This is a genomic window from Streptomyces sp. NPDC018029, from assembly GCF_044327655.1.
In the GTDB taxonomy this organism is placed as follows: Bacteria; Actinomycetota; Actinomycetes; order Streptomycetales; family Streptomycetaceae; genus Streptomyces.
The window spans coordinates 84,957-105,323 of record NZ_JBIRFV010000016.1; the positions used below are offsets into that span (position 1 = coordinate 84,957).

Annotated in this window: 15 protein-coding genes; 4 read left to right on the plus strand and 11 right to left on the minus strand. The window is 70.8% G+C overall.

Going from position 1 to position 20,367, the window contains the following annotated elements; genetic code table 11:
* Positions 1-28: 28 nt before the first annotated feature.
* The 7 genes from ACH4D5_RS36080 to ACH4D5_RS36110 all read right to left on the minus strand — a co-directional run bounded on the left by ACH4D5_RS36080 (position 29) and on the right by ACH4D5_RS36110 (position 11,395).
* A complete protein-coding gene (locus tag ACH4D5_RS36080) occupies positions 29-2,200 on the minus strand; it encodes a hypothetical protein (RefSeq protein WP_398311496.1) in 2,172 nt (723 codons plus the stop codon).
* Between the two features lie 167 nt (positions 2,201-2,367).
* Complete coding sequence (locus ACH4D5_RS36085; RefSeq protein ID WP_398311499.1) at positions 2,368-2,781, minus strand: hypothetical protein; 414 nt, start codon at positions 2,779-2,781, stop codon at positions 2,368-2,370.
* A 55-nt stretch (positions 2,782-2,836) separates the two neighbouring features.
* The gene (locus tag ACH4D5_RS36090) at positions 2,837-4,165 is read right to left on the minus strand and encodes an NAD(P)-binding domain-containing protein (protein ID WP_398311695.1); all 1,329 of its coding nucleotides are present in this window, start codon (positions 4,163-4,165) and stop codon (positions 2,837-2,839) included.
* A 116-nt stretch (positions 4,166-4,281) separates the two neighbouring features.
* A complete protein-coding gene (locus tag ACH4D5_RS36095; protein ID WP_398311502.1) occupies positions 4,282-5,106 on the minus strand; it encodes a sulfite exporter TauE/SafE family protein in 825 nt (274 codons plus the stop codon).
* A 170-nt stretch (positions 5,107-5,276) separates the two neighbouring features.
* Entirely contained in the window at positions 5,277-5,621 is a 345-nt protein-coding gene (locus ACH4D5_RS36100) for a hypothetical protein (RefSeq protein ID WP_398311505.1), read from the minus strand.
* Positions 5,622-5,684: 63 nt separating this feature from the next.
* The gene (locus tag ACH4D5_RS36105) at positions 5,685-6,551 is read right to left on the minus strand and encodes a hypothetical protein (RefSeq protein ID WP_398311508.1); all 867 of its coding nucleotides are present in this window, start codon (positions 6,549-6,551) and stop codon (positions 5,685-5,687) included.
* A gap of 29 nt (positions 6,552-6,580) precedes the next feature.
* Positions 6,581-11,395, minus strand: coding sequence for a hypothetical protein (locus tag ACH4D5_RS36110; RefSeq protein ID WP_398311511.1), 4,815 nt, complete (start codon positions 11,393-11,395; stop codon positions 6,581-6,583).
* A gap of 232 nt (positions 11,396-11,627) precedes the next feature.
* Between ACH4D5_RS36110 and ACH4D5_RS36115 the strand changes: the two genes are divergently transcribed.
* The gene (locus tag ACH4D5_RS36115) at positions 11,628-12,053 is read left to right on the plus strand and encodes a pyridoxamine 5'-phosphate oxidase family protein (protein WP_398311514.1); all 426 of its coding nucleotides are present in this window, start codon (positions 11,628-11,630) and stop codon (positions 12,051-12,053) included.
* 41 nt (positions 12,054-12,094) lie between these two features.
* Here the strand turns inward: ACH4D5_RS36115 and ACH4D5_RS36120 are convergent, their stop codons facing one another.
* Together ACH4D5_RS36120 and ACH4D5_RS36125 are read right to left on the minus strand one after the other, a co-directional pair.
* Positions 12,095-12,910: an SAM-dependent methyltransferase gene (locus ACH4D5_RS36120; RefSeq protein WP_398311517.1), complete on the minus strand. Its 816-nt coding sequence runs from the start codon at positions 12,908-12,910 to the stop codon at positions 12,095-12,097.
* 94 nt (positions 12,911-13,004) lie between these two features.
* A complete protein-coding gene (locus ACH4D5_RS36125; protein WP_398311520.1) occupies positions 13,005-13,754 on the minus strand; it encodes an SDR family NAD(P)-dependent oxidoreductase in 750 nt (249 codons plus the stop codon).
* An 85-nt stretch (positions 13,755-13,839) separates the two neighbouring features.
* On the opposite strand from ACH4D5_RS36125, the gene ACH4D5_RS36130 reads away from it, so the two are divergent.
* Positions 13,840-14,469, plus strand: coding sequence for a MarR family winged helix-turn-helix transcriptional regulator (locus tag ACH4D5_RS36130; protein ID WP_398311523.1), 630 nt, complete (start codon positions 13,840-13,842; stop codon positions 14,467-14,469).
* Between the two features lie 262 nt (positions 14,470-14,731).
* Here the strand turns inward: ACH4D5_RS36130 and ACH4D5_RS36135 are convergent, their stop codons facing one another.
* Positions 14,732-15,202, minus strand: coding sequence for a DIP1984 family protein (locus tag ACH4D5_RS36135; protein WP_398311526.1), 471 nt, complete (start codon positions 15,200-15,202; stop codon positions 14,732-14,734).
* 95 nt (positions 15,203-15,297) lie between these two features.
* Positions 15,298-16,449 carry a hypothetical protein gene (locus tag ACH4D5_RS36140; RefSeq protein ID WP_398311529.1) on the minus strand — a complete coding sequence of 384 codons (1,152 nt, stop codon included), beginning with the start codon at positions 16,447-16,449 and terminating at the stop codon, positions 15,298-15,300.
* Between the two features lie 235 nt (positions 16,450-16,684).
* Here ACH4D5_RS36140 and ACH4D5_RS36145 point away from each other — a divergent pair, with 235 nt between their 5' ends.
* Entirely contained in the window at positions 16,685-18,649 is a 1,965-nt protein-coding gene (locus tag ACH4D5_RS36145; RefSeq protein WP_398311532.1) for an ABC transporter ATP-binding protein, read from the plus strand.
* Entirely contained in the window at positions 18,646-20,352 is a 1,707-nt protein-coding gene (locus ACH4D5_RS36150; protein WP_398311535.1) for an ABC transporter ATP-binding protein, read from the plus strand. The genes ACH4D5_RS36145 and ACH4D5_RS36150 overlap by 4 nt, the downstream gene beginning before the upstream one ends.
* The last annotated feature ends 15 nt before the right edge of the window (positions 20,353-20,367 follow it).

Below are 20,367 nucleotides of genomic sequence, written 5' to 3' on the forward strand. Positions count from 1 at the left end.
CCCGGCAAGCGCCGGACGCCGGGGAATATCAGGAGGGAATGCGCCTGGCGCGGCGTCGGCGGATCAGGAACCTCAGCACCATCACCCCGAACAGCGAGACGCCCGCCACCCCGAGCCACCGCCCCGCCACGGCCACGAAGCCCTCGTCGTCCTCCTGCACAGGCAGCCCCAGGGCTTCTGACGTGCCACCGCCCCTGTCTTCGCGGCTCTTTTCCTCGACGCTGTGGCTGTCCTCCGCCGGGACGCCTCCGCCGAGCCAGGCCTGTCCCTTCCCCCGGTCCCTCGTGGGCTCGTCCAGCGACCGGCTGACGCTTCGGGTCAGCCCGGGCCAGGAAGACTCCACTCGGTCGGCGCCCAGGGAGGTGAGCCGTACGTCGGTGAAGTCGACGCCGCCGTAGATGTACGTCTTCATGTACACCCGATCGTCCTTGCGGGTACGGTGCGTCACCTGGAACTCGCCTTTGGTGTACGAGCGCACGTACGCGTCGAAGGTGTCCCTCGGCTTCCACTTCTCTCGCGTGACGTACGCGTCGACATCACCGTCGTCGATCATCGACCCGTAGGTCGTGCTCTTGCGCAGGCTCAGCTCCCGGTACCACTCGGCGGCGATCCTGCTGAGGTACACGCGTCGCAGCTCGGCGTACTCCGGAGCGGTGTTCACCGCCTTGACCACGTGGGGCAGGATCATCCGCCGGAACTGGGACTCGTTGTGCTCCTGCACCTGCGCGGACTGCTGAGGACAGGTGGCCTTGCCCGGGCCGTCGTGCTGCTTGAGGTACTGCGTCTCCATCTGGACGTCCAGCGGCGACTTGAGGATGTGCAGCTCGTCGCCCTTGGCGTACACCGTCGCGGGCGCAGGCACGATCCAGGTGCGGAACGACGTGCACTTGCCCGACAGCGACTGCCAGTACTCGGTGCCGCGTCCCGTGTCCGGGTGGATCAGCTTGCCGGTCGTCTTCTTGAGCATGAGGTCTGCTTCGAGCAGCACCCGTCCCGTCTCCGTGCGGCCGAGCCGGGAGTCGATGATCCGGTCCGGTTCGTTGGGGCTGAGGTTCACCCAGAACGTCGACGGGTTCAGCTGCAGCCAAGTGAAGAACGAGTCGGAAGCGTTCCGCGCGTTCGCGAGGCCCGTGAGCGGACTCCCCTTGCTGGATGCCTCGACGGGTGCCTGGAAGGCGTACCGCAGGCCGTTGCCCGGGCCCGGGTCGGCCAGGTAGCGCAGTTCGAGCCGGGTGAAGTCGATCCCGCCCGCGTCCCGGGCACCGGCCGCGAGTCCCTGCGCGAGGCCGCCGGGCTTCGGCGGACTCTGCTCGCCGCAGTCTGCGGTGCGGCCCACCGTGAAGGCGGCTCGCTGCACGCCGGAGCCGGAGCCGGGGGCAGGGCGCGGCACGCTGTGCGCCGGTGTCGGGGGGCAGTTCGACGGTCGGGCGGTGAACAGGTGGCCGGCCGCTTGCTTCAGTGCGGCGGTCCCGGCTTCGAATTCCCCGGTGTCGTACCGGGAGGCGGGGTGGATGATCCGGACATGGGGATTGCCCTGGTAGGCCTTCGCGAGGATCTCGGCCTGTCTTCTGTTCTCCGCGACGAACACCACATTGTCGGCCTGGTTGTCGTTGCCGGGCAGCTTCTTGTTGACCGTGTTGCTGTAGTGCCCGATGTTGACGGGGTCGATGTAGGAGCGGGAAGTGCCCGTCGCGTCGACGACGTCCACGCTGACGAGCCGCCCGCTGCTCCAGGCGAGCTTCAGCATGTCGGCGGTCGTTCCGGAGAGCGCGCCCGAGGCGATCCTCCCCTTGGGGACCAGCAGCTTCTTCTCGTCGTCCTCCTTGTCGTCCTGGTAGATGTACTCGAAACCGGTCCTGGTCCTGCGGTCGTAGGCCAGCCCCGCCTTCTCCAACTGCTCGTTCATGAAGGCGAGGGCGTCGATCGTGTACGTGTTGTCTCCCGTGTCACCGATGCGGTGCGGGACGCCGTTCGCGTCGATGATGAACTTGCCGCCGTCAATGGTCGTCTTCGTGAGTGGAGGGCCCCACTGGGTGTAGACGGGCGGGGTGGGCGAGGGGCCGCGGACGGCCCCCGGCGCCATCCCCGATCCGGCGCCGAGCAGGGCCGCGACACCAGCGACGACCACCACCAACAGGGCCGCCCAGCGCCGGCGTTCCGGTGAACCTGCCCGGAGCCGGATCACGTTCCGTCGACACATGACCGACCGCACCCCCTCATGTTGCACTGACGCGACATTCTTCTCAGGGGTGATCCATACACCGCGCTTCGTGCTTCACGCAGGCAAAGTTGGGCCAGTTGGACCAGAAGGATGAGTCGGTGGTGGGCGCGGCCCGCTTCGGCCCCGGTCGGTCGGCCCCGGCCGGCTCAGTCCGGGTCGGCCCAGTCCCGGTCGGTCCTGCTCAGCGTCCCGGTCACGCTGATGCCGGGGGCGAGGTGCCGGGAGGTGTGCGGGAGAGAGACCTCGGTGAGCTTGCCGTCGTGGAGCATCCAGAGCCCGAAGCAGTCGTCCTCTTCGTCGCGGACGAGAACCTGGACGGAGTAGGGGTCGGGCCACGGCAGGGACTCCAGGTGAGGCAACAGCCCGTACCAGTTGTGCCGGGTGAACTGGACGACCCAGGCGTAACACTCTCGCGAGCTGGAGTCGGCGCCCGCGAAGACGGAATTGTCGACGCGGGTGAAGCACTGGTACCACTCGCGGTCGGCGGACGGGCGGGTCAGCGGCTCCATCACCTCCTCGGCATCGCGAGCGAGAACGATGACCTCGGCGTATCTGCTCATGCCCGCAGTCTGCCGCGCCCTGCGACGTCTCGACGGCGCACCACGCGCGCGCCCGTCATGAGCCGCAGCAGCCGCCGGCGTCTTCCTGCTGGGTGGCGGGGGCGCCGGGGGTGTCGAACAGGCCGGCGCCACCGCACACCCCGGTCTCGGGGAGGGTGAGCTCGACGCGGTCGGCGGAGTCGAGGTCGCCGGCGATCGCGGCGGCGACGGAGCGGACCTGCTCGTAACCGGTCATGGCCAGGAACGTGGGGGCGCGGCCGTAGGACTTCATTCCGACCAGGTACACGCCGGCTTCGGGGTGGGACAGCTCGCGGTGGCCGTGGGGGTAGACGGTGCCACAGGAGTGCTGGTTGGGGTCGATCAGCGGGGCGAGTTCGACGGGGGCCTGGAGGCGCTCGTCGAGGCCCAGGCGCAACTCGTCGAGGAAGGACAGGTCCGGGCGGAAGCCGGTCAGCACGATCACCTCGTCGACCGCGGTCAGGCGGCGCCCGTCCTCGCCGACCAGGGTCAGACGGCCGTCGGTGTCGCGCCCGATCTCCTCGGTACGGAATCCGGTGACCGCCTCCGCGTGACCGTCGTCGACGGCGGCCTTCGCCGCCAGGCCCAGGGCGCCGCGTGCCGGGAGCTGGTCGGCCTCGCCGCCACCGAAGGTGGCGCCCGAGATGCCCCGCCGCAGGATCCACACTCCCTTCGTGCTCGCGCCGTCGTCGGACGTGGCGAGGTCGGCGAGGGAGGCGAGGGCGGTGAAGGCGGAGGCTCCGGAGCCGATGACGGCGGTGCGCTTGCCCGCGTACCGGGCGCGGACGGCGGGGTCCTTGAGGTCGGGGACGCAGTAGGTGATCCGGTCGCTCGCCGCCTTCTCGCCGAGGGCGGGAAGGCCGCTGCCGCCGGCCGGTCCCGGCGTGGCCCAGGTGCCGGAGGCGTCGATGACGGCGCGGGCGAAGACGCGCTCCTCCCGGCCTTCGGCGGTGGTGACGTGCACGACGAACGGCTGGGTTTCGCGGTCGGCGTCGACGACGCGGTCGCGGCCGGTGCGGGAGACGCCGGTGACGGTGACGCCGAAGCGGACTCGTTCTCCAAGGACGTCGGCGAGGGGCTGGAGGTACCGCTCGGCCCAGTCACCGCCGGAGGGGTAGGTGTTCGCGTCGGGCTTGGTCCAGCCGGTGGGGGCCAGCAGCTTCTCGGCGGTCGGGTCGGTGACCTCGCCCCAGGTGGAGAACAGCCGCACATGCGCCCACTCGCGCACCGCGGCGCCCGCGGACGCTCCGGCCTCGAGGACCAGCGGCGTGAGGCCGCGCTCGGTGAGGTGGGCGGCGGCGGCCAGGCCGACCGGGCCGGCCCCGACGACCACGACGGGCAGCTCGGTGGTGGTGACGTGGTTGATCGGCGCAGTCACGGCGACTCCTCTGTTTCGACATCTGTCGATGACCTGGGCCGCCAGGATGCCACCTGCTTTGACGGGCGTCAACATAGACATGTATCGAAGCAGAAGGGTGTGACTCAGGCGTGGCGGGCGAGTTTCACCGCGGACACGAGCAGGATCAGGGCGAGTACGGGGATGAGTACGAGGTCGGAGAACACGCCGAGCAGCAGCCCGCCCAGCAGCGCACCGGTGATCGACCCCGCGGCCATGACCAGGGCGAAGCGAAGATTGGCACCCAGCACCGCGAAGCTGCCGTCGCGGCTGTAGCGCGCGAAGGCGACCAGCATGGTCGGCAGCGACACCAGCAGCGACAGGCTTCCCGCCGTCTTGATGTCCACCGCGAAGAGCAGCACGATCGTCGGGATCAGCAGCTCACCGCCGGCCACGCCCATGATGGCGGCGACCACCCCGATGCCGAAACCTGCCACGACACCGCAGGACACCTGAGCCCATAGCGGCAGTGCGAGCGTCTGTACCGTCGCGATGTGCGTGACCAGCAGCGCCGCCGCCATGAGCACCATCAGCGCCGCCAGCACCTTGTACAGGGTGGAGCCGCGCATCCGTACGGCCCAGGCCGCCCCTGCCCACGCGCCCAGCAGGCTCCCGGCCAGCAGGTTGACCGCCACCGGCCAGTGTCCTGCCACCTCGGAAGCGGACACCGCCCCCAGGCGGGCGGGCAGCGCGACCAGGACCACGACCAGGCTCATCGCCTTGTTCAGGATCACCGCGGAGAGTGCCGCGAACCCGAACAGGCCGATCAGCAGCGGCAGGCGGAACTCCGCGCCGCCCAGGCCGATCATTCCGCCGAGCACGCCGATGACCGCGCCCGCGCCGAACACCAAGGGCATGGAGCGAGTCTTGCTCGCGTGGCGGGGCGGGTCGGATGTCGGAGACGAAGTCATGACCGGCAGTCTTCAACGATCATGTCGCCGCCCGGCAGTGGAGAAAGCGACGAAACGAGCGGGGCTCCCACGTCCTTTCCGCGCGCACAGTGCCGCGAGCCGCAGCGGACGCTCGGGTACCCAGGACGTCTCGCCTACTGGACGTCTCGCCTACTGTGCGTACGCACGGATCAGCAGCACCGGCGTCCCATCTTCGCGAAGTGGCGGTGGGACCCCTTGAGGTCCCACCAGTCGCCCATGAGGCTGCGCACCAGCTGGACCAGTTGGCGAAGGCGCTCGGGGTCGGGGGCGGTCGAGGTGAACACGTCCGCGAAGGATTTGTCGCTCCACGGCAGTGTGAACACCCAGCACTCGTCGGCGTGACCCTTGCGCGCGACGCTGAGCCGGTAGGTCAACGTGACACTGCGGTTCTGGTGGTGTTCCACCGTCAGGTCGGTGACCTCAAACCTGGTCGTGCCGTCGTCGGAGGTGAATGAGCCTGCCAGTATGCGTTCGGCCGGTGTGTGAGCGACCATGTGCACCTCACGGCCTCGACTGCGGGCGGCTCACGTTAGTCGTTCGTCGGCACCTGGCATCTGCTACCGGGTTTCCGGTGGCAGCGGGGCAGCGCAATCCCCCCGCGGAGGCGGCGGCGTCGTGTCGCCCGATTCCGCCTCCGCTGTGGTCAGCACCCTCGCGTTCAGGGCGCACTCGACCTGCTTCACCGTGTGGGACGTCACCAGGTCCTCGGGTCCTCCCTGGCGCCGCGGACCGCCGCCGACCAGCATGCCGACGAGCATGGCGCCGTACACCTTGTGCCCGTCGATCTCCGTGTCGATCGGTACGAAGACGGGCGCGCCGGGGTCGCCCCCGTGCACGATGTTCACGCCTTCCTTCCCCGCGAGGACCAGACCTCGCGTGCACACGCGTCGGGGCGCCTCGTCGCCACAGGACTCGCCGCCGGTGAGCTGGTACACCTCGATGTCGCAGACCAGCTTGGTCACCTTGCCGCTGACGCACACCTTCTGGCCGACCACCGGCCCGTCCACCTTGCCGAGGACGCGGCGGGCGACGGGTGTGCCAGGCGTGCCCCCGTCCGTCCAGAGGGTCGGCGCGTACACCTGCGGCTTGATCAGGGTGCCGCTCAACAGCGCGGCGTCCACCGCGTCGTCGTAGAACGACCTGACGAACGTGCCGAACCGGAACTCTCCCGAGGTCGCCTCCGTCCCGGTCGGCGCGCAGTGTCCTGCCGTGGTCATGGCGCGCTTGCCGTCCTCGACCCTGCGCACGGCGAACCCCGACGAACAGGCGGCCGTCCGGCCGCCGTAGGTCATGCGGATCTCCGCGCCGCCACGATGCGGCTGCTGGTCGTTGAACCTGCTCACCGGGGCACCGGACGCCGGCGAGGACCACATCAGGGCCAGGACCAGCGCCATCAGGCAGCTGATGAAGGAGCGTCGTGTCATCGGCTGCCTCCCGAGGAGCGCGAAGTTGATCAGAGCTCGAAGTCGACGCGCCCGAGCAGGCCGACGGTCAGGCCGAAGTAGTCGGCATGGACCAGCCGCCGGGCCGCGGGCAGCGCGGAGCCGTTCACCGGCACGGTGTCCGTGGCCGTGTCCTGGTCGGTGCGGTAGAGCTCGTACTCCTGCACGAGAAGCCGGTACGAGGTCAGCGGTTGACCGGTCGGCGCGGGGATTCCGCCGCTCCAGACGAACGCGCCGCCGTCGGGACGACACGTCAGCTCCACCGGAGCGCCCACCTGCCGCCAGTCCATCTCGTCCGACTGCAGACTCGCCCGGCTCTGCACGCTCACGACGACCCGGCGGCTCGCCGTCGCGGCCACCGCCCCGGTGCCGCTCAGCTCACCGAATTCGTTGTACGTCACGGGGCCGCTCAGCCGGACGGCGAGCAGGCCACCCTCCCGGCGCCCGGTGACCGACCGCGGCGGGACCAGCTGCGCGAACTCGGCGCGCTCCGCCTTCGACAGGTGCAACGGGTCCACCGAGTACGGCTGGTAGCGGGCCAGCGCGAGCCGCACGTACGGGAAGTACGTCGTCCCGGCGACGGCCGCGTCGGCGAAGTCCACGTCGACGTCGACGTACCAGAGCCGCCGCTCCGAGTGGTACGTCGGCGCGAACGCCACCGCGTCGACCGCGACCGGCGCCGCGTCGGGCGACTCCGCGAGGCGCAGGCCGGTGAGGCGCTTCGCCGCGTTCGGGAAGTGGGCGGCCGCGGGGCTCGGCAGGACCGTCGTGTCGGCCCAGACGGGGTCCACGCCCCAGCGGGTGGCGAAGGTGTCCGGCAGGGCCGTGCCGCCCGGGTCGAGGAGTACGGCCAGCATCTCGTCGTCCCCGGAGGAGAACCACGGCCGGTTCAGATAGACGCGGAGGCCCGCGGCCCTGCGGTGCCGGGTGACGGACTCGCGGGCCTCGTCGACGGTCCGCTGCCAGCGGAAGGTCGGCACGACATAGGCCACCGCCGGTGGCTCGGGGCGACGCGAACTGGGCACGGCCAGGGGCGCGGCGGTCGGCCCGACGCGGGTGACGTTGGCCCGGTCCTCGGTGATGCTGGGGTGGAAGTACTCGCGGAACCGGGTGACGGCCGTCGGGGTGTAGCGGACGTCGCGGTGCCTGGTGTCGCCGAACTCGTGGGTGCGGTCGACGTGTTCCTCGTCCGCGACGTAGGCCAGCTTGATGTCCTCCAAGTGGGTGTGCCCGGCGATCCGGGTGGGCGCGGGCTGGGTGACGTCGTCCAGCCACTCGCTCCAGTGCGCGTCCAGCTCGACGTGCCCGCTGCTCTCGGCATGGCTGGTCAGTGTTCCCGTCAGCTGCGCCGCGGTCTGCTCGGCCGTGCGGTGGCAGGCCAGCCCGTCGAGCCTCGGCGGGCGCACCGGCTTCTCCACCGCGTGCACCAGGGTCAGTTCGACCCACGGCGTCAGCATCCAGTTCTCGCCGTCGGCGCTCGCCCGCGTGACGAAGGCCTTGTCCGCGTCGGACAGGTCCGCCCAGAACGGCGAAGCGGTCAGCAGGTTCCACTGGCGCAGCAGTGGCAGCTTGTCCGCGTCGAGGTAGCAACTCAGCCTGAACGTGGCGATCTCACCCTTCGTGAGGAACACGTCGAGCACGCGCTCGACCAGACCGTCGCGCCAACGGGGTACTCCGTCACCCTCGTTGACGCGGATCCTGAATGGTTTGGCCTGCGGCCACGGGCCGGGGAACGGGATCTTGCGGTTCTCCGTGTCGCCGGGCAGGCCGCGCAGCATGACGCCCTCGGCCAGCACGTCCGGCAGGTACGGTAGGATCAGCTGGTCGGCGCTGTGCACCACGAACTCGCCCTGCTCTAGGCAGGCGCCGCGGTGGGGGAGGGGCAGTCGGGTGAGTGGCAGCGGGTCGTGCACGTCGTGCTTGGCGATGTGGATCTCGCCCGCACGCAGCAGATCGTGCTCCAGGTACGGCCACTCGGGGTCCCGCACCTTGGTGTCCAGGAAGGACCCGGACTCGCGCGACGCGACGGCGACGTACTCCTCACGCACCTGATCGGGTTTGTCCGGGCCGAACACGGCGTCGAACACGCCGTGTTCCTCGGCCATCTGCAGAGCGGTCTTCGGGGGCGCCACGTGCCGCTCCGAGACCGGCTTGTACCGCCGGTCCAGACCGTCGACCTCCGAGCGCGCGTCGTGGTCGGGGACGTCCGAGCGCCGCAGGGCGTACTCGTCGGTGGAGATCGCTCGGCCGTCGTCGGTGACGGTGCTGCGGATGACCAGGCGCTCGGTGGACTCGCCTTCGTTGAACGGCAGGAGCGGCATCACCACGGGCTGGGGCACCGGATCCCAGCGGCCGTACGTGATCGCGTCCGAGTGCACGGCGTCCGGAGTGCTCGCCGTGTGGTCCAAGCCGTTGCCCGCCAGGTCGACGGCCCTGGCGCGCATGCGGTAGGTGCGGCCGAAGCGCAGCGCGGGCAGCGAGCCGGGCTCCGGGGTGAACTTGGTGTCCAGCGGCACGTCCGGCGACACCGGCGGGGCGGGCGCTTCCGGCTGGTCGTCCAGGCCGATGGTGCGGCCGGGGCGCGGAGCCGCCAGACTCCAGCCGTCCCAGCCGAACACGGCCTGGTGTCCGTACAGTTGGCGGTCGTCGGCCGCGTCGACGGTGACCGCGCTGGCGCGCACCAGGCCCTCGTCGGGGCGGACCTGGATCTCGACGGGCTGCTGTCCCGGCCGGCGGACGGTGTAGCGGCCCCTGCGCCGCAGCAGCGAACGCCACTGTGCCACCCGCCCGGTGGCGGGATCGACGACGCCGATGTCCACGCGGTAGCCGCGCAGCAGGTCCATGGCGGTCAGGACCGCGTCACCGGTGGCTACCTGGCGGCTCACGTCGGCGCCGATGAGTCCGGCGAGATGCCGGTCGCGGTCGGTGTGCAGCAGGGTGATACCGGCGCCGCGGGCCGCCGGCGTGCCGGTCACCGACTGCGTCACGTCACCTTCGAAGCCGCCGAACCGGGAGAGCGCGGGGATCACGGCCCGCGCCCAGCGCACGGTCGGCAGGAAACGCGGATGATCCGTGGGATCCAGCGCCAGGATGGCTTCGGTGGTCACGGCGCCCCAGATCAGCTGTCCCGTGGACAGGGTCGTGTCGCCGGGTTTGCGGCTGGGCGCGTAGGCGATGGACTGGCCGCGCACGTCGGCGACGGCGCGCCGGACACACGGATTGCTGAGGTCCGGCGGCTCCGGCGCAGGCTCCGACACCAGGCGCCGGTAGTAGTCGACGATGACCTGGACGTCGGCCTTGTTCTCGTGGACGAGCTTGCCGACGAAGGCCATCGGCGTACGGAACTCGACGAGGCGCCCCTCCAGGTCGGTCATGCTCACCTGGAACTGGAAGGGGTCCTCGGTGGCGGAGGCGGGGAAGAAGGCGAGCTTCTCGTTGGGGTCGCCGCCGATCGGGGACAGGCCGGGGATCGTCTGCGGCTTCTGCAGATCCGGCGTGACCAGGGTGAGCAGTCGCACGCTGGTGAACGGGAAGAGCCGGCGCAGCCGCTTCTGGTCGGCGTTGTCCTCCGACTGTCCATAGCTGCGCACCGGTTCCCGCACCATGATGAAGAACCGCTGGTTGAGATAGGCGGCGTGGTCGGGGCGGGTGTGGTCGAACTTGCGCTCGGTGACCTTGACGAGGTCCGCGAGGTGTCCGAACGGCCACAGGCGGCCGCGGTACATGACGCGTACGTAGTGATCCCGGCCCAGCGCGGCGCGGTGCCGCCACTGGGTGACGTCGAAGCCGGTCGGGGGCCTGTTCCACCGGCCGAAGGAGTCGAGCCAGCCGCCCATGGCGGACAGGATGAGATGGTCGACGTCCAGCGGGGCGGGGGAGAAGCCGCCCGGCAGGTTCCGGTTGGAGCTCAGGTGCACCACGGAGGACCGGTCCTTGCGGTCCAGCGCCATGGTGAACTCGCTGCCTCCGGCGGGGAGGGCGCGCGGGTCTGCCGGATCGAATTCGGGGTCACGGGTCCACACGGCACGGGCGTGCCCGGCCGGCATCCGGGTGTGCCACAGCTCGACCCGGCCGTCCGGGTCGGGCAGCGAGGTGGTGTGCGTCCAGGCAGCCGACCCGGGTGGGGAGAGGAGCAGCCGGTAGGGCAGTTCGATGCCGGTGCGCGGGTTGCCGGCGTCCGCCAGCGGGTTCTCCGGACCGGGGCCCGCGACGGTGTCCGGGAGTGTGTTCGTGGTGGTGTCCGGGGTGGCCTCAGAGGCGGCGGGCACGGCCGGGAGTCCGGCGGCGAGGGGCCCGTCCGGCCCGTACCGCGCGGTCAGTTCCGCCGTCGTACGGGCCAGCCGCAGCGCCTGGAAGACATCGAGGGGCCGACCGGTCACGGCGCGGGCCGACCGGTCTGCCGAGGCGGGTTCGGCGGCGGCGTCCACCACCCGCATCGGGAGCGTCCGCATGGCGGTGAGCAGGCCGGATTCGGTGTACTCGACGAAGTCGTCGGCGGCGACCGTGAACACCAGGAGGCTGCGGCCGCCGATGCGTGAGGCGACCGGTGGCGGCTTGTGGGGTTCGCTGCCGGCCGGTGCCGCGCCGGACACCGGCGTCCCCGACTCGGGCAGACCCGGGCTGACTTCGAAGAAGGCCTGTTCGGCGACATGCTGGGGGCCGAACGTGACCACCAGAAAGGCCGGTTGCCCCGGGTCCACGCGCACCAGCCGCCGGGGTCCGATGAGGGGGCGCTCCAGGCGCAGTCCGAGGAACGCGAAGTGCAGATCGAGCAAGTCGGTCGCCCGCAGCAGCCGGTATGGCTCGGGCGAGGGGGACGCGGCCATGTGACTCTCCCGTCAAGCGAGTCAGAAAACCTTCGAGCGTGCTGTCCCGTACTGCGAAGCGTGCTGTCCCGCACAAATGGCGCCTCCCCAGCCTCTCGGACCCGCCCGACGTCACACCGACCGGCCCCCCAACACCACTCGAACGAGTGAAGGCGCGGAGGGCTCGCGGAATACCGGCGGCAACAGGGGAGTTGGGGATCACCACCAGCAGAAGCCGTCGAAGGAGATGCCCATGCCGCTCAGTGTCGAAGAGCGTGAACAGTTCCTTGCCGAGCCGCACATCGGAGCGCTGGCCGTGGCGGCGGAGGAGGGACGGGCGCCGCTCACCCTGCCGATCTGGTATCAGTACGCCCCGGGCGGCGAGCTGTGGGTGATGACGGGCCGGCACTCGAAGAAGGGCCGGCTGATCGCCGCCGCGGGACGCTTCTCGCTGATGGTCGACCGCTTGGAGCCGACCGTCCGGTACGTCTCCGTGGAGGGCCCGGTGGTCCGCTCCGAGGACGCGACCGTCGAGCGGCTGCGCGAGATCTCGGCGCGCTACCTTCCGGCCGACAAGGTCGAGTCGTACGTCGAGACCGCCTGGAAGGAGCACGGCGAACAGGCCGTCTACTACCTGCGGCCCGAGCACTGGTACTCGTCGGACCTAGGTTCCGTCTGACCCTCGGTGCGGCCTGACCCCCGGTGCGGCTCACCGGGGGGTCACGGCTTGCGGGCGAGGCCTCCGTGCTCACCGATGGCTTCCTGGGCGGGAGAGCCGGGGTCGGGGCGCCAGAAGGGGACCGACACGACCCCGGGCGCGAGGAGCTCCAGGCCTTCGAAGAACGCCTCGATCTTGTCGACCGGACGCAGGAAGTACGGGACGGCACCGGACGCGTTGTAGGCGTCCTGGGCCGCTTCGTACGCCGCGTTGACACCCCGTGAGCCGTCGTTGACGGAGAGGTAGCTGCCGGACGGCAGACCGTCCATCAGCCGGGCGACGATGGCGCGCGCCTCGTCGTAGTCGGCGATGTGCCCCAGGATGTTGCTGAGGATCAGGGCGGTGGGGCGGCTGAGGTCCAGGGTGTCGGCTGCGGCCGCCAGGATGCGGTCGGGGTCGGACAGGTCGGCGTCGATGTAGGCCGTGGCCCCCTCCGGGGTCGACGTGAGCAGCGCGCGGGCGTGGGTGAGGACCATGGGGTCGTGGTCCACGTAGACGATCCTGGCCTCCGGGGCGAGGCGCTGGGCCACCTCGTGCGTGTTGTCCACCGTCGGCAGTCCGGTACCGATGTCCAGGAACTGCCGGATGCCCGCCTCGGAGACCAGGTGCGTGATGTTGCGGCGCAGGAAGGCACGGCTGCTGCGGGCGACGGTGACGATGCCGGGGAAGACGGCGCTGTACGCGTCGCCCGCCGCCTCGTCGACGGGGTAGTTGTCCTTGCCTCCCAGCCAGTAGTTCCAGATCCGGGCCGAGTGCGGCACCGATGTGTCGATCTTCTGGTGCGCCGCAGGACCGGGCGTCGTGGCGTGGTCGGTCATGGGTACCGTCCGTCTTCAACCGTGGCGTGGACTGTTCGACGCACAACCTACGTCGCAACAGCCGTGTTGCGCACATCAGTTCACCCGGGGAACCTCAACGGGTCATGTACGCGCCTCCGTTGACGTGCAGCACCTGACCGGTGATGTGACGGGCTCCGGGAGAGGCGAGGAAGGCGACCGTTTCCGCGACGTCCTCCGGCGAACCGGCGCGACCCGTCGAGGTCGCGGCCACGAGCTGCTCGCGCCGCTCGTCCGCGAGCCGGTCCCGGAAGAACTCGGTGTCCGCGATGTAGCCGGGCGCGACGATGTTGGCGGTGACGCCGCGCGGCCCGAGCGTACGGGCCAGATCCAGGTTCCAGGCGGCGAGACCGGCCTTGGCGGCGCCGTAGGCCCCGGCTCCCGATCCCTGGGCGCCGGCGATCGACCCGATGTGCACGACGGCTCCACCGGCCGCGAGCCTGCTGTCCAGTGCCCTGGTGGTCAGCGCGGCGCCGACGAGGTTCGCGTCCAGGTTGTCGCGGAAAGCCTGCCCGTACGCGACGAGATCGGCCTCTTCGCCGACTTCGAGGTCCTCCTGCGGACCGGCGTCGAAGTCGGTGTTCCCGCCGGCGTTGTTGACGAGGACGTCGACCCGCTCCGGCAGCTGGGAGAGGAGCGCGGTGAGCGCCTCGGGCCGGGTGTGGTCGCACACCACGCCGCGTACACCGGTCTCGGCTGCCAGCAGGTGGAGCGGTTCGGGACGGCGGCCGGTGACGAACACGGTCTCGCCGCGCTCCGCGAAGTGCCGGGCGGTCGCGCGGCCGATCCCGGTGCCGCCGCCGGTGATCAGGATGGTGCGTGTCATAAGCTGAACTCCGAACATCCATTGAGGTCTAAATTTAGAGCTAAACGTAACATCGCGGAGGCGGCACATGAAAGAGGGGCCAGACATGAAGGCGGCACGCGCGAGGGGCGCAGAGGAAAAGGACGCGGGTCCGGAGGGGGCGGGAGCGGCCGGACGGGGGGAGGGTGACTCCGTCCCGGGCGGGACCGCCGCGTACACCGCACGGGACATCGCTGCCGCCTGGGAGCGCGAGCGCCCCGGCACCCCCGCCACGTCGATCGGCATCGTCACGCCGATCTGGCAACTGGCCAAGCTCTTCGGCGACGACCGGCGACGCGTTCTCGCCCGCGCCGGTGTGGACACGGCGACACTCGACCTGCTCAGCGTGTTGCGCCGCAGTGGCAGGCCCTACACCCTGACCACCCGCGAACTGGGGCACCTGTCGATGGTCACGGCGGGCGCGGTTTCCCAGCGGGTGGCCCGTGCCGAACGCGAAGGCCTGGTCACCCGCCGCCCCGGGGAAGGCCGACCCCGTACGGTCGAGGTCACCCTCACCGAAGCCGGCCACGCCCTCGTGGAGGCCACGGTGGACCAAGTGCTGGGCAGGGAGGCCGACTTGATCGGCGGCCTGACGCCCGCCCAGCAGGCACAGCTCACCGAACTGCTGGGCCTTCTCCTCGAAGACGTCCAGCGGAACCTCGGGGACGAACGGATCACGCAGGTGGGAGAGGTCTGATGCCTGCGCGGCGCCGACCGGAAACGTGTGATGGGGGAGACCCCGAACCCGCCCTCACTGCCCGGATCTGCACGTGGTGATGTGCTGTGCAAGGTGCACTGTCACCTGTACGCGGTGCTGAGCTGCACTGTCATCGGGGAATCGAACCCCTGCGTTGCTCTTCACGCGCCAGGCGTGGGCCGGAAATCCGCCGGCCCTCGGTGTGTGCACGCCTCCGGAACAGCTACCTGCTCCCCATCGTCCGTACGGCCGGACCGTCCGCTCAGTCCAGCAGGTCGGCCTCCCAGTTCGCGCGCTGGATGCGCACGTCGACCTCACGGATCTCCCGGGCGAGCGCGTCCGCCTGGCCGCGCAGCTCCGCGACCGGGAGGGCCGAGAGCATCATCAGCTCGGACCGCAGCTGCCGCCCGTAGCCCCGTTCGCCCGTGCCGGCTGCCGCGTCCGCGGCCGCGGTGACCACCGAGTGGCGCAGCCGCAGCACGTCCCGGCGGGCGAGCGCGTCGGTGAGCGTGCCGTCCTCTCCCAGGTGCACGGACGCGTTGGTCCGGTTGATGCGCCGGATCAACGACTCGAGGGTGTCCAGCACCTCGCCGGCATCGGCCAGCAACTGGGCCGCGTCCTCAGGAGGAGTCTCACCCTCCTGGTACCGCGCACTGCTGACGACGCGCGCCCGCAGCTGCTCCACGCGGCGCGTCGCCTCCGCGCGCTCCGCCAGCGCCTCGGCAAGTTTCACCGTTGTCCCCCTGTCCTCTGAGCTCGCACGAGTATACGAAGGCGAGCCGCCCATCCCGCACCAGGTTTTCCCGTGCCGCCTGCCGCTGACGGGTCCTACTTCTTCGGCTCCCGGAAGCGGCCGAAAGCCTTCGTGAGCGCGCTCAGCGGGGAACCTTCCGGCTTGGCCTGGCCTGCCGCGGGCGGCCGGGGCACACCGTCTCCGCCGGTCACCTCGGCCAGCGCCGCCTGCGCCGCCTCGGCCGCCTCCCGGTACAGATCGCGGGAGGTCGTCATGGCGTCGAGCGCCTCGGCGTACTTGGTGACCATGTCCTGGGCGTGGACCAGCTCCTCCTCGGGGGTGAGCAGGTGCCAGCCCTGGCGCAGCCGCGTCAGGACACTCTCGGCCTCGGGCGACATGGGCCGGGGGAGCGCGGCGAACTCCTTCACCCTGTCGAGGAGTTCGGTCGGCTCGGACCCGTCCAGGAAGACCGTGCGTACCGTGAAACGCTCCGCGTCATAGTCCGGACCCTGCGGAGCCGAGGGCAGGATGACGGCACCGCCGCGCGGCATCCGCACACCCAGCTCGCGCTTCATCGCGAAGTCGGCGATCTGCGCCTGCTCCGGCGTGCCCCGGTGCTCGACCACCTGGTGCCGCAGGCCGGGCGGCAGGAACGTCGAGACCGGCTGCTGCCCCTTCGCGTCCGGAGTCATCGCCTCGTGCACCACGACATGGATGAACCAGCTCTGCCGGGTGCAGTCCCGCAGCAGGTGGCGGAGCTCGTCGTCGTCCTTCGGCAGGTGATTCGTCGACCGCAGGCGCACGCCCGCCACCGTGTCGTGATCCCAGGCGACCTGATCGCTGTCGGGCCAGAACATGAGCGCGGGAGAGGGCCAGTGATCGTCCCACGCCTGCTCCGCCTCGGCGGCGAGGGTCCACGTCACACCCTCGTCCTCCTTGCGGCGGGCCTCGGGATCGTACGTGGTCAGCTGTGCGCGCACCGTGACGTCGTCGGCCACGCGCCAGCGGGCCTCGAAGAGGCGGCGGGCCGACGGGCCGGGGTCGGCGGACTCGTCGCGCGGGTGCAGGACGGTGGAGGCGGCCGCCTCTACGGGGTCGAGGTCCAGGAAGTCGTCGAGCACCCCGGCCGCCTTCAGGGCGATCAGGTTGCGCCGGACGTCCTGTTCGGGTTCGGGCCCCAGGTGGCGCCCGCGCCCGAGCCACGCGGTGTCGGGGACGGCGGTCGAGGAGGTGCTGTTCTTGGCCATGGATTCGTTCTGTAGGCGATCGGGGCCCGACCAGTATGGTCCGTCGAGCTGTCGATGGAAGACGTCGGTGCAGGCCAGTGTCACGGTTTGTGGGTTCTCGTTCGACTTCTCCGGTACCAGTACGAGTACGAGTTCGGGGCGCGCGGGGCGGCAGCGCCGATCGGTGCGTGAACCGGGAGGTATGCCCGACGGTTGGCGGGTGATCTCCGGGTGGGCGCCGATGAGGATGGCGGCCATGCATCCCGACCTCACGGCTGCCACGCGTCCCGACCTCACGGCCGCCCCGCCCCCCGACCTCGAAGCGCCGCATCCAAGACAGACCGCGCCACCACCGGACACGGGCCCGCCGAGCGTCGCGGCGCTGCTCCGCCCGTACGCCTGGAAATTCGCCGCCGTCGTATCTCTGCAGTTCATCGGCGCCCTCGCGGGCCTCGCGCCGCTGCTGGCCGTCGTCGAACTGGGCCGGGCACTGCTCTCACCCGAGTCGGTCGACCATGATCACGTCTGGTTCGCGGTGATCGCCGGAGCGGTCGGCCTGTTCGTCCGCCTGCTGTGCACGGCCGCGGCGTCCGGGATCGGGCATCTGCTCGACGGCCAGGTGCAGCTGTCGTTCCGCCGTCGGCTGGCCGCAAGCCTCGGGCGCGTACCCATCGGCTGGTTCTCCCGGCGCGGGACGGGCGAGCTGGCCAAGGTGGTGGGGGAGGACGTCGGCGCCGTGCACCCGTTCATCGCGCACGCCCCCGGCGAACTCGTCTCCGCGTTCGTGGTCCCGCTGGCGTCGCTGATCTATCTGTTCACGGTCGACTGGCTGCTCACCCTGATCACGCTGATACCGGTGGTGCTCGCGGTGGCGCTGGTGCCCCTGATGATGACGCCGACCCGGCTGCGCGAGCAGGAGGAGTTCGACGCGGCCATGGGGCGGATCTCGAGCTCCGTCGTCGAGTTCGTGCAGGGCATAGCGGTGGTGAAGACCTTCGGCGCCTCCGGCCGCGCCCACCGGAGGTTCCTGACGGCCACTGATGCGTTCGTCACCACCTTCCACCGGTGGGTGCACGGCCTCTCCCGGGTCGCCGCGGGCATGCAGCTCGTCCTCTCCCCGCCCTTCGTACTCCTGGTCGTTCTCATCGGCGGCACGATCCTGATCACGAGCGGCGACCTGGCCCCGGCCGACCTGCTGCCCTTCCTGCTGCTCGGGCTCAGCCTCACCGCTCCGGTGGAGGCACTCGGCCACGGCTTCGACGACATGCAGGCCGCGAGACGCGCGGTCGGCCGCATCCGCGACGTCCTGGCGGTGCGGCCACTGCCGGAACCCGCACACCCGGTCGCACCCCAGGGGCACCGAGTGGAACTGCGAGACGTCCGGTTCGCCTACGAAGCCGAAGCCGAAGCCGAAGCCGGAACCGGGGCCGGAACTGAAGCCGACGTCGGTCACGAGGTGCTGCGCGGGATCGACCTGGTACTCGAACCGGGGACGGTCACCGCGATCGTCGGCCCGTCCGGCAGCGGTAAGTCGACGCTGGTCCAGCTGTTGCCACGGTTCTTCGACCCCACACATGGCTCGGTCCTCCTCGGCGGCGTCGACCTGCGTGAGCTCGACAGCCGAGAGCTCTACCGGACGGTCTCCTTCGTCTTCCAGGACGTACGGCTGCTGCGCGCCACCGTCGCCGACAACATCGCCCTGGCGGTGCCGCATGCCGACCATGACGACGTGGTGCGCGCCGCCCGGTCGGCGAACATCCACGACAGGATCCTCGAACTGCCCCGCGGCTACGACTCCGTGATCGGGGAGGACGCCGGACTGTCGGGCGGTGAGGCACAGCGGATCGCCCTCGCCCGCGCGCTGCTCGCGGACACACCCGTACTCGTACTCGACGAGGCGACCGCCTTCGCCGACCCGAAGACGGAACAGGCGGTACGCCGGGCCCTGGCGACACTGAAGGGCGAGCGCACGACCGTGGTCATCGCCCACCGCCTGGAGACCATCGCGGACGCCGACACCGTCGTGATGCTGGACGGTGGAGCGGTCGTCGAACGGGGTAGCCCGGCCGAACTACGGGCGCGGGGCGGGAAGTTCGCCGAATTCTGGCACGCGCAGCATTCTGCCGCGTGTCCTGATCCGCCTTCGGATCCGCAGGCGGTCGCGGCGTCTGTCGAGCCCGGAGCACAAGGGAACGTACACGAGGAGGGCGAGTCCCGATGATCCAGCTGCTGCTCCGTGTACTGGGACGCGAGTACGGCCGGCCGCTGCGCCGCGCGGTGGCCCTGATGGCGACGACAGCGGTGGCCGAGGGCCTGTCCTACGCCTTGCTGGTCCCGGTACTGCGGTCACTGTTCGGGAGCACACCCGAAGGCGCCTGGCCGTGGCTGCTGGCCTTCGGGGCCGCGGTGGCGGTCTACGCAGGGCTGCGCTACATGAGTGACCTGTCCGGCTTCCGCGTTGGCACCGCGCTGCTCCGCGGCATGTACCACCGGCTCGGGGACCACCTGGCCCGACTGCCCATCGGCTGGTACAGCGCGGGCCGCCTCGGAGAGGTCTCCGTCCTGGCCAGTCGCGGGGTCCTGGAGGCGATGGGCGTGATCGCGCACCTGCTGGTGCCGCTGATCTCCGCCAGTGTCACCCCTGTGACGATCGTCGCCGTGATGCTCGCGTTCAACTGGCAGATGGGGCTGGCCGCGCTGGCCGCCGTGCCGGTCGTGGCGGCGATCCAGCTCTGGACGGCGCGCTCGATGGCCGCGGACGACGCGGAACGGTCCGCACGCGACGACGAGGCCACCGGGCGGGTCATCGAATACCTGCAGGCCCAGCCGGTGCTGCGGGCCGGCGGGCGTACGGCAGAACGTTTCCAACTGCTCGACGACTCGCTCCGCGCGGTCGAGCGCGCCGCTCGCCGATCCACCCTGACCGCCCTGCCCGGAGTCGTCGGACTGACGCTCGTGGTGCAGGCGGTGTTCACCGGTTCGCTGGTGCTGGGCACCTATCTCTCGCTGGGCGGGGACATCGGGACGGCGGAGGTCCTGACGCTCCTGGTCCTGGCCGCCCGCTGCGCGGACCCACTGCTCTCGCTGGCCGACCTCGGCGGCCAACTGTGCGGCGCACGCGCCGTGTTGGCCCGGATCGACACGGTGCTGCGCACCGAGCCGCTGCCCGAACCCGCCGCGCCGGTCGCGCCGGTACGCCATGACCTGGAATTCAAGTCCGTCTCCTTCCGGCACGGCGACCGCACGGTGATCGACGACGTGTCGCTGTCCGTGGCCCAGGGGCAGCGCCTCGCCGTCGTCGGCCCGTCGGGCGCGGGAAAGAGCACGCTGCTGCACCTCCTCGCGCGCTTCTACGACGTGGACGCGGGCGCGGTACGCGTGGGAGGCGTGGACGTACGCGCGATCGACACGGAGGTGCTGATGGCGCGGATCTCGTTCGTCTTCCAGGACGTCTACCTCTTCGACGGCACGATCGAGGAGAACGTCCGCCTCGGCCGCCCCGACGCGGACGAGGCCGACGTACGAGCGGCAGCCACCGCGGCGCGGCTGGACGAGGTGATCGAACGGCTGCCCGCCGGGTGGGCGACGAACGTCGGCGAGGGCGGCGCCCTGCTGTCGGGCGGCGAACGCCAGCGCGTATCGATCGCGCGAGCGCTGCTGAAGGACGCCCCCATCGTGCTGCTGGACGAGGTCACCTCCGCACTGGACCCGGTGAACGAGGCGGCCGTCCACGAAGGCATCGAACGCCTGATGGCGGGCCGGACGGTCGTGATGGTCGCGCACCGGATGCGGACGGTCCGACGCGCCGACCGCGTCGTCTTCCTCGACGACGGCCGAGTCGTGGAGGAGGGCAGCCATGACGAATTGCTGCGCCACGGTCGCCGTTACGCCGAGTTCTGGAACCTGTCGCTGCAAGCGGGGTGAGCCCGGTGTGCCTGC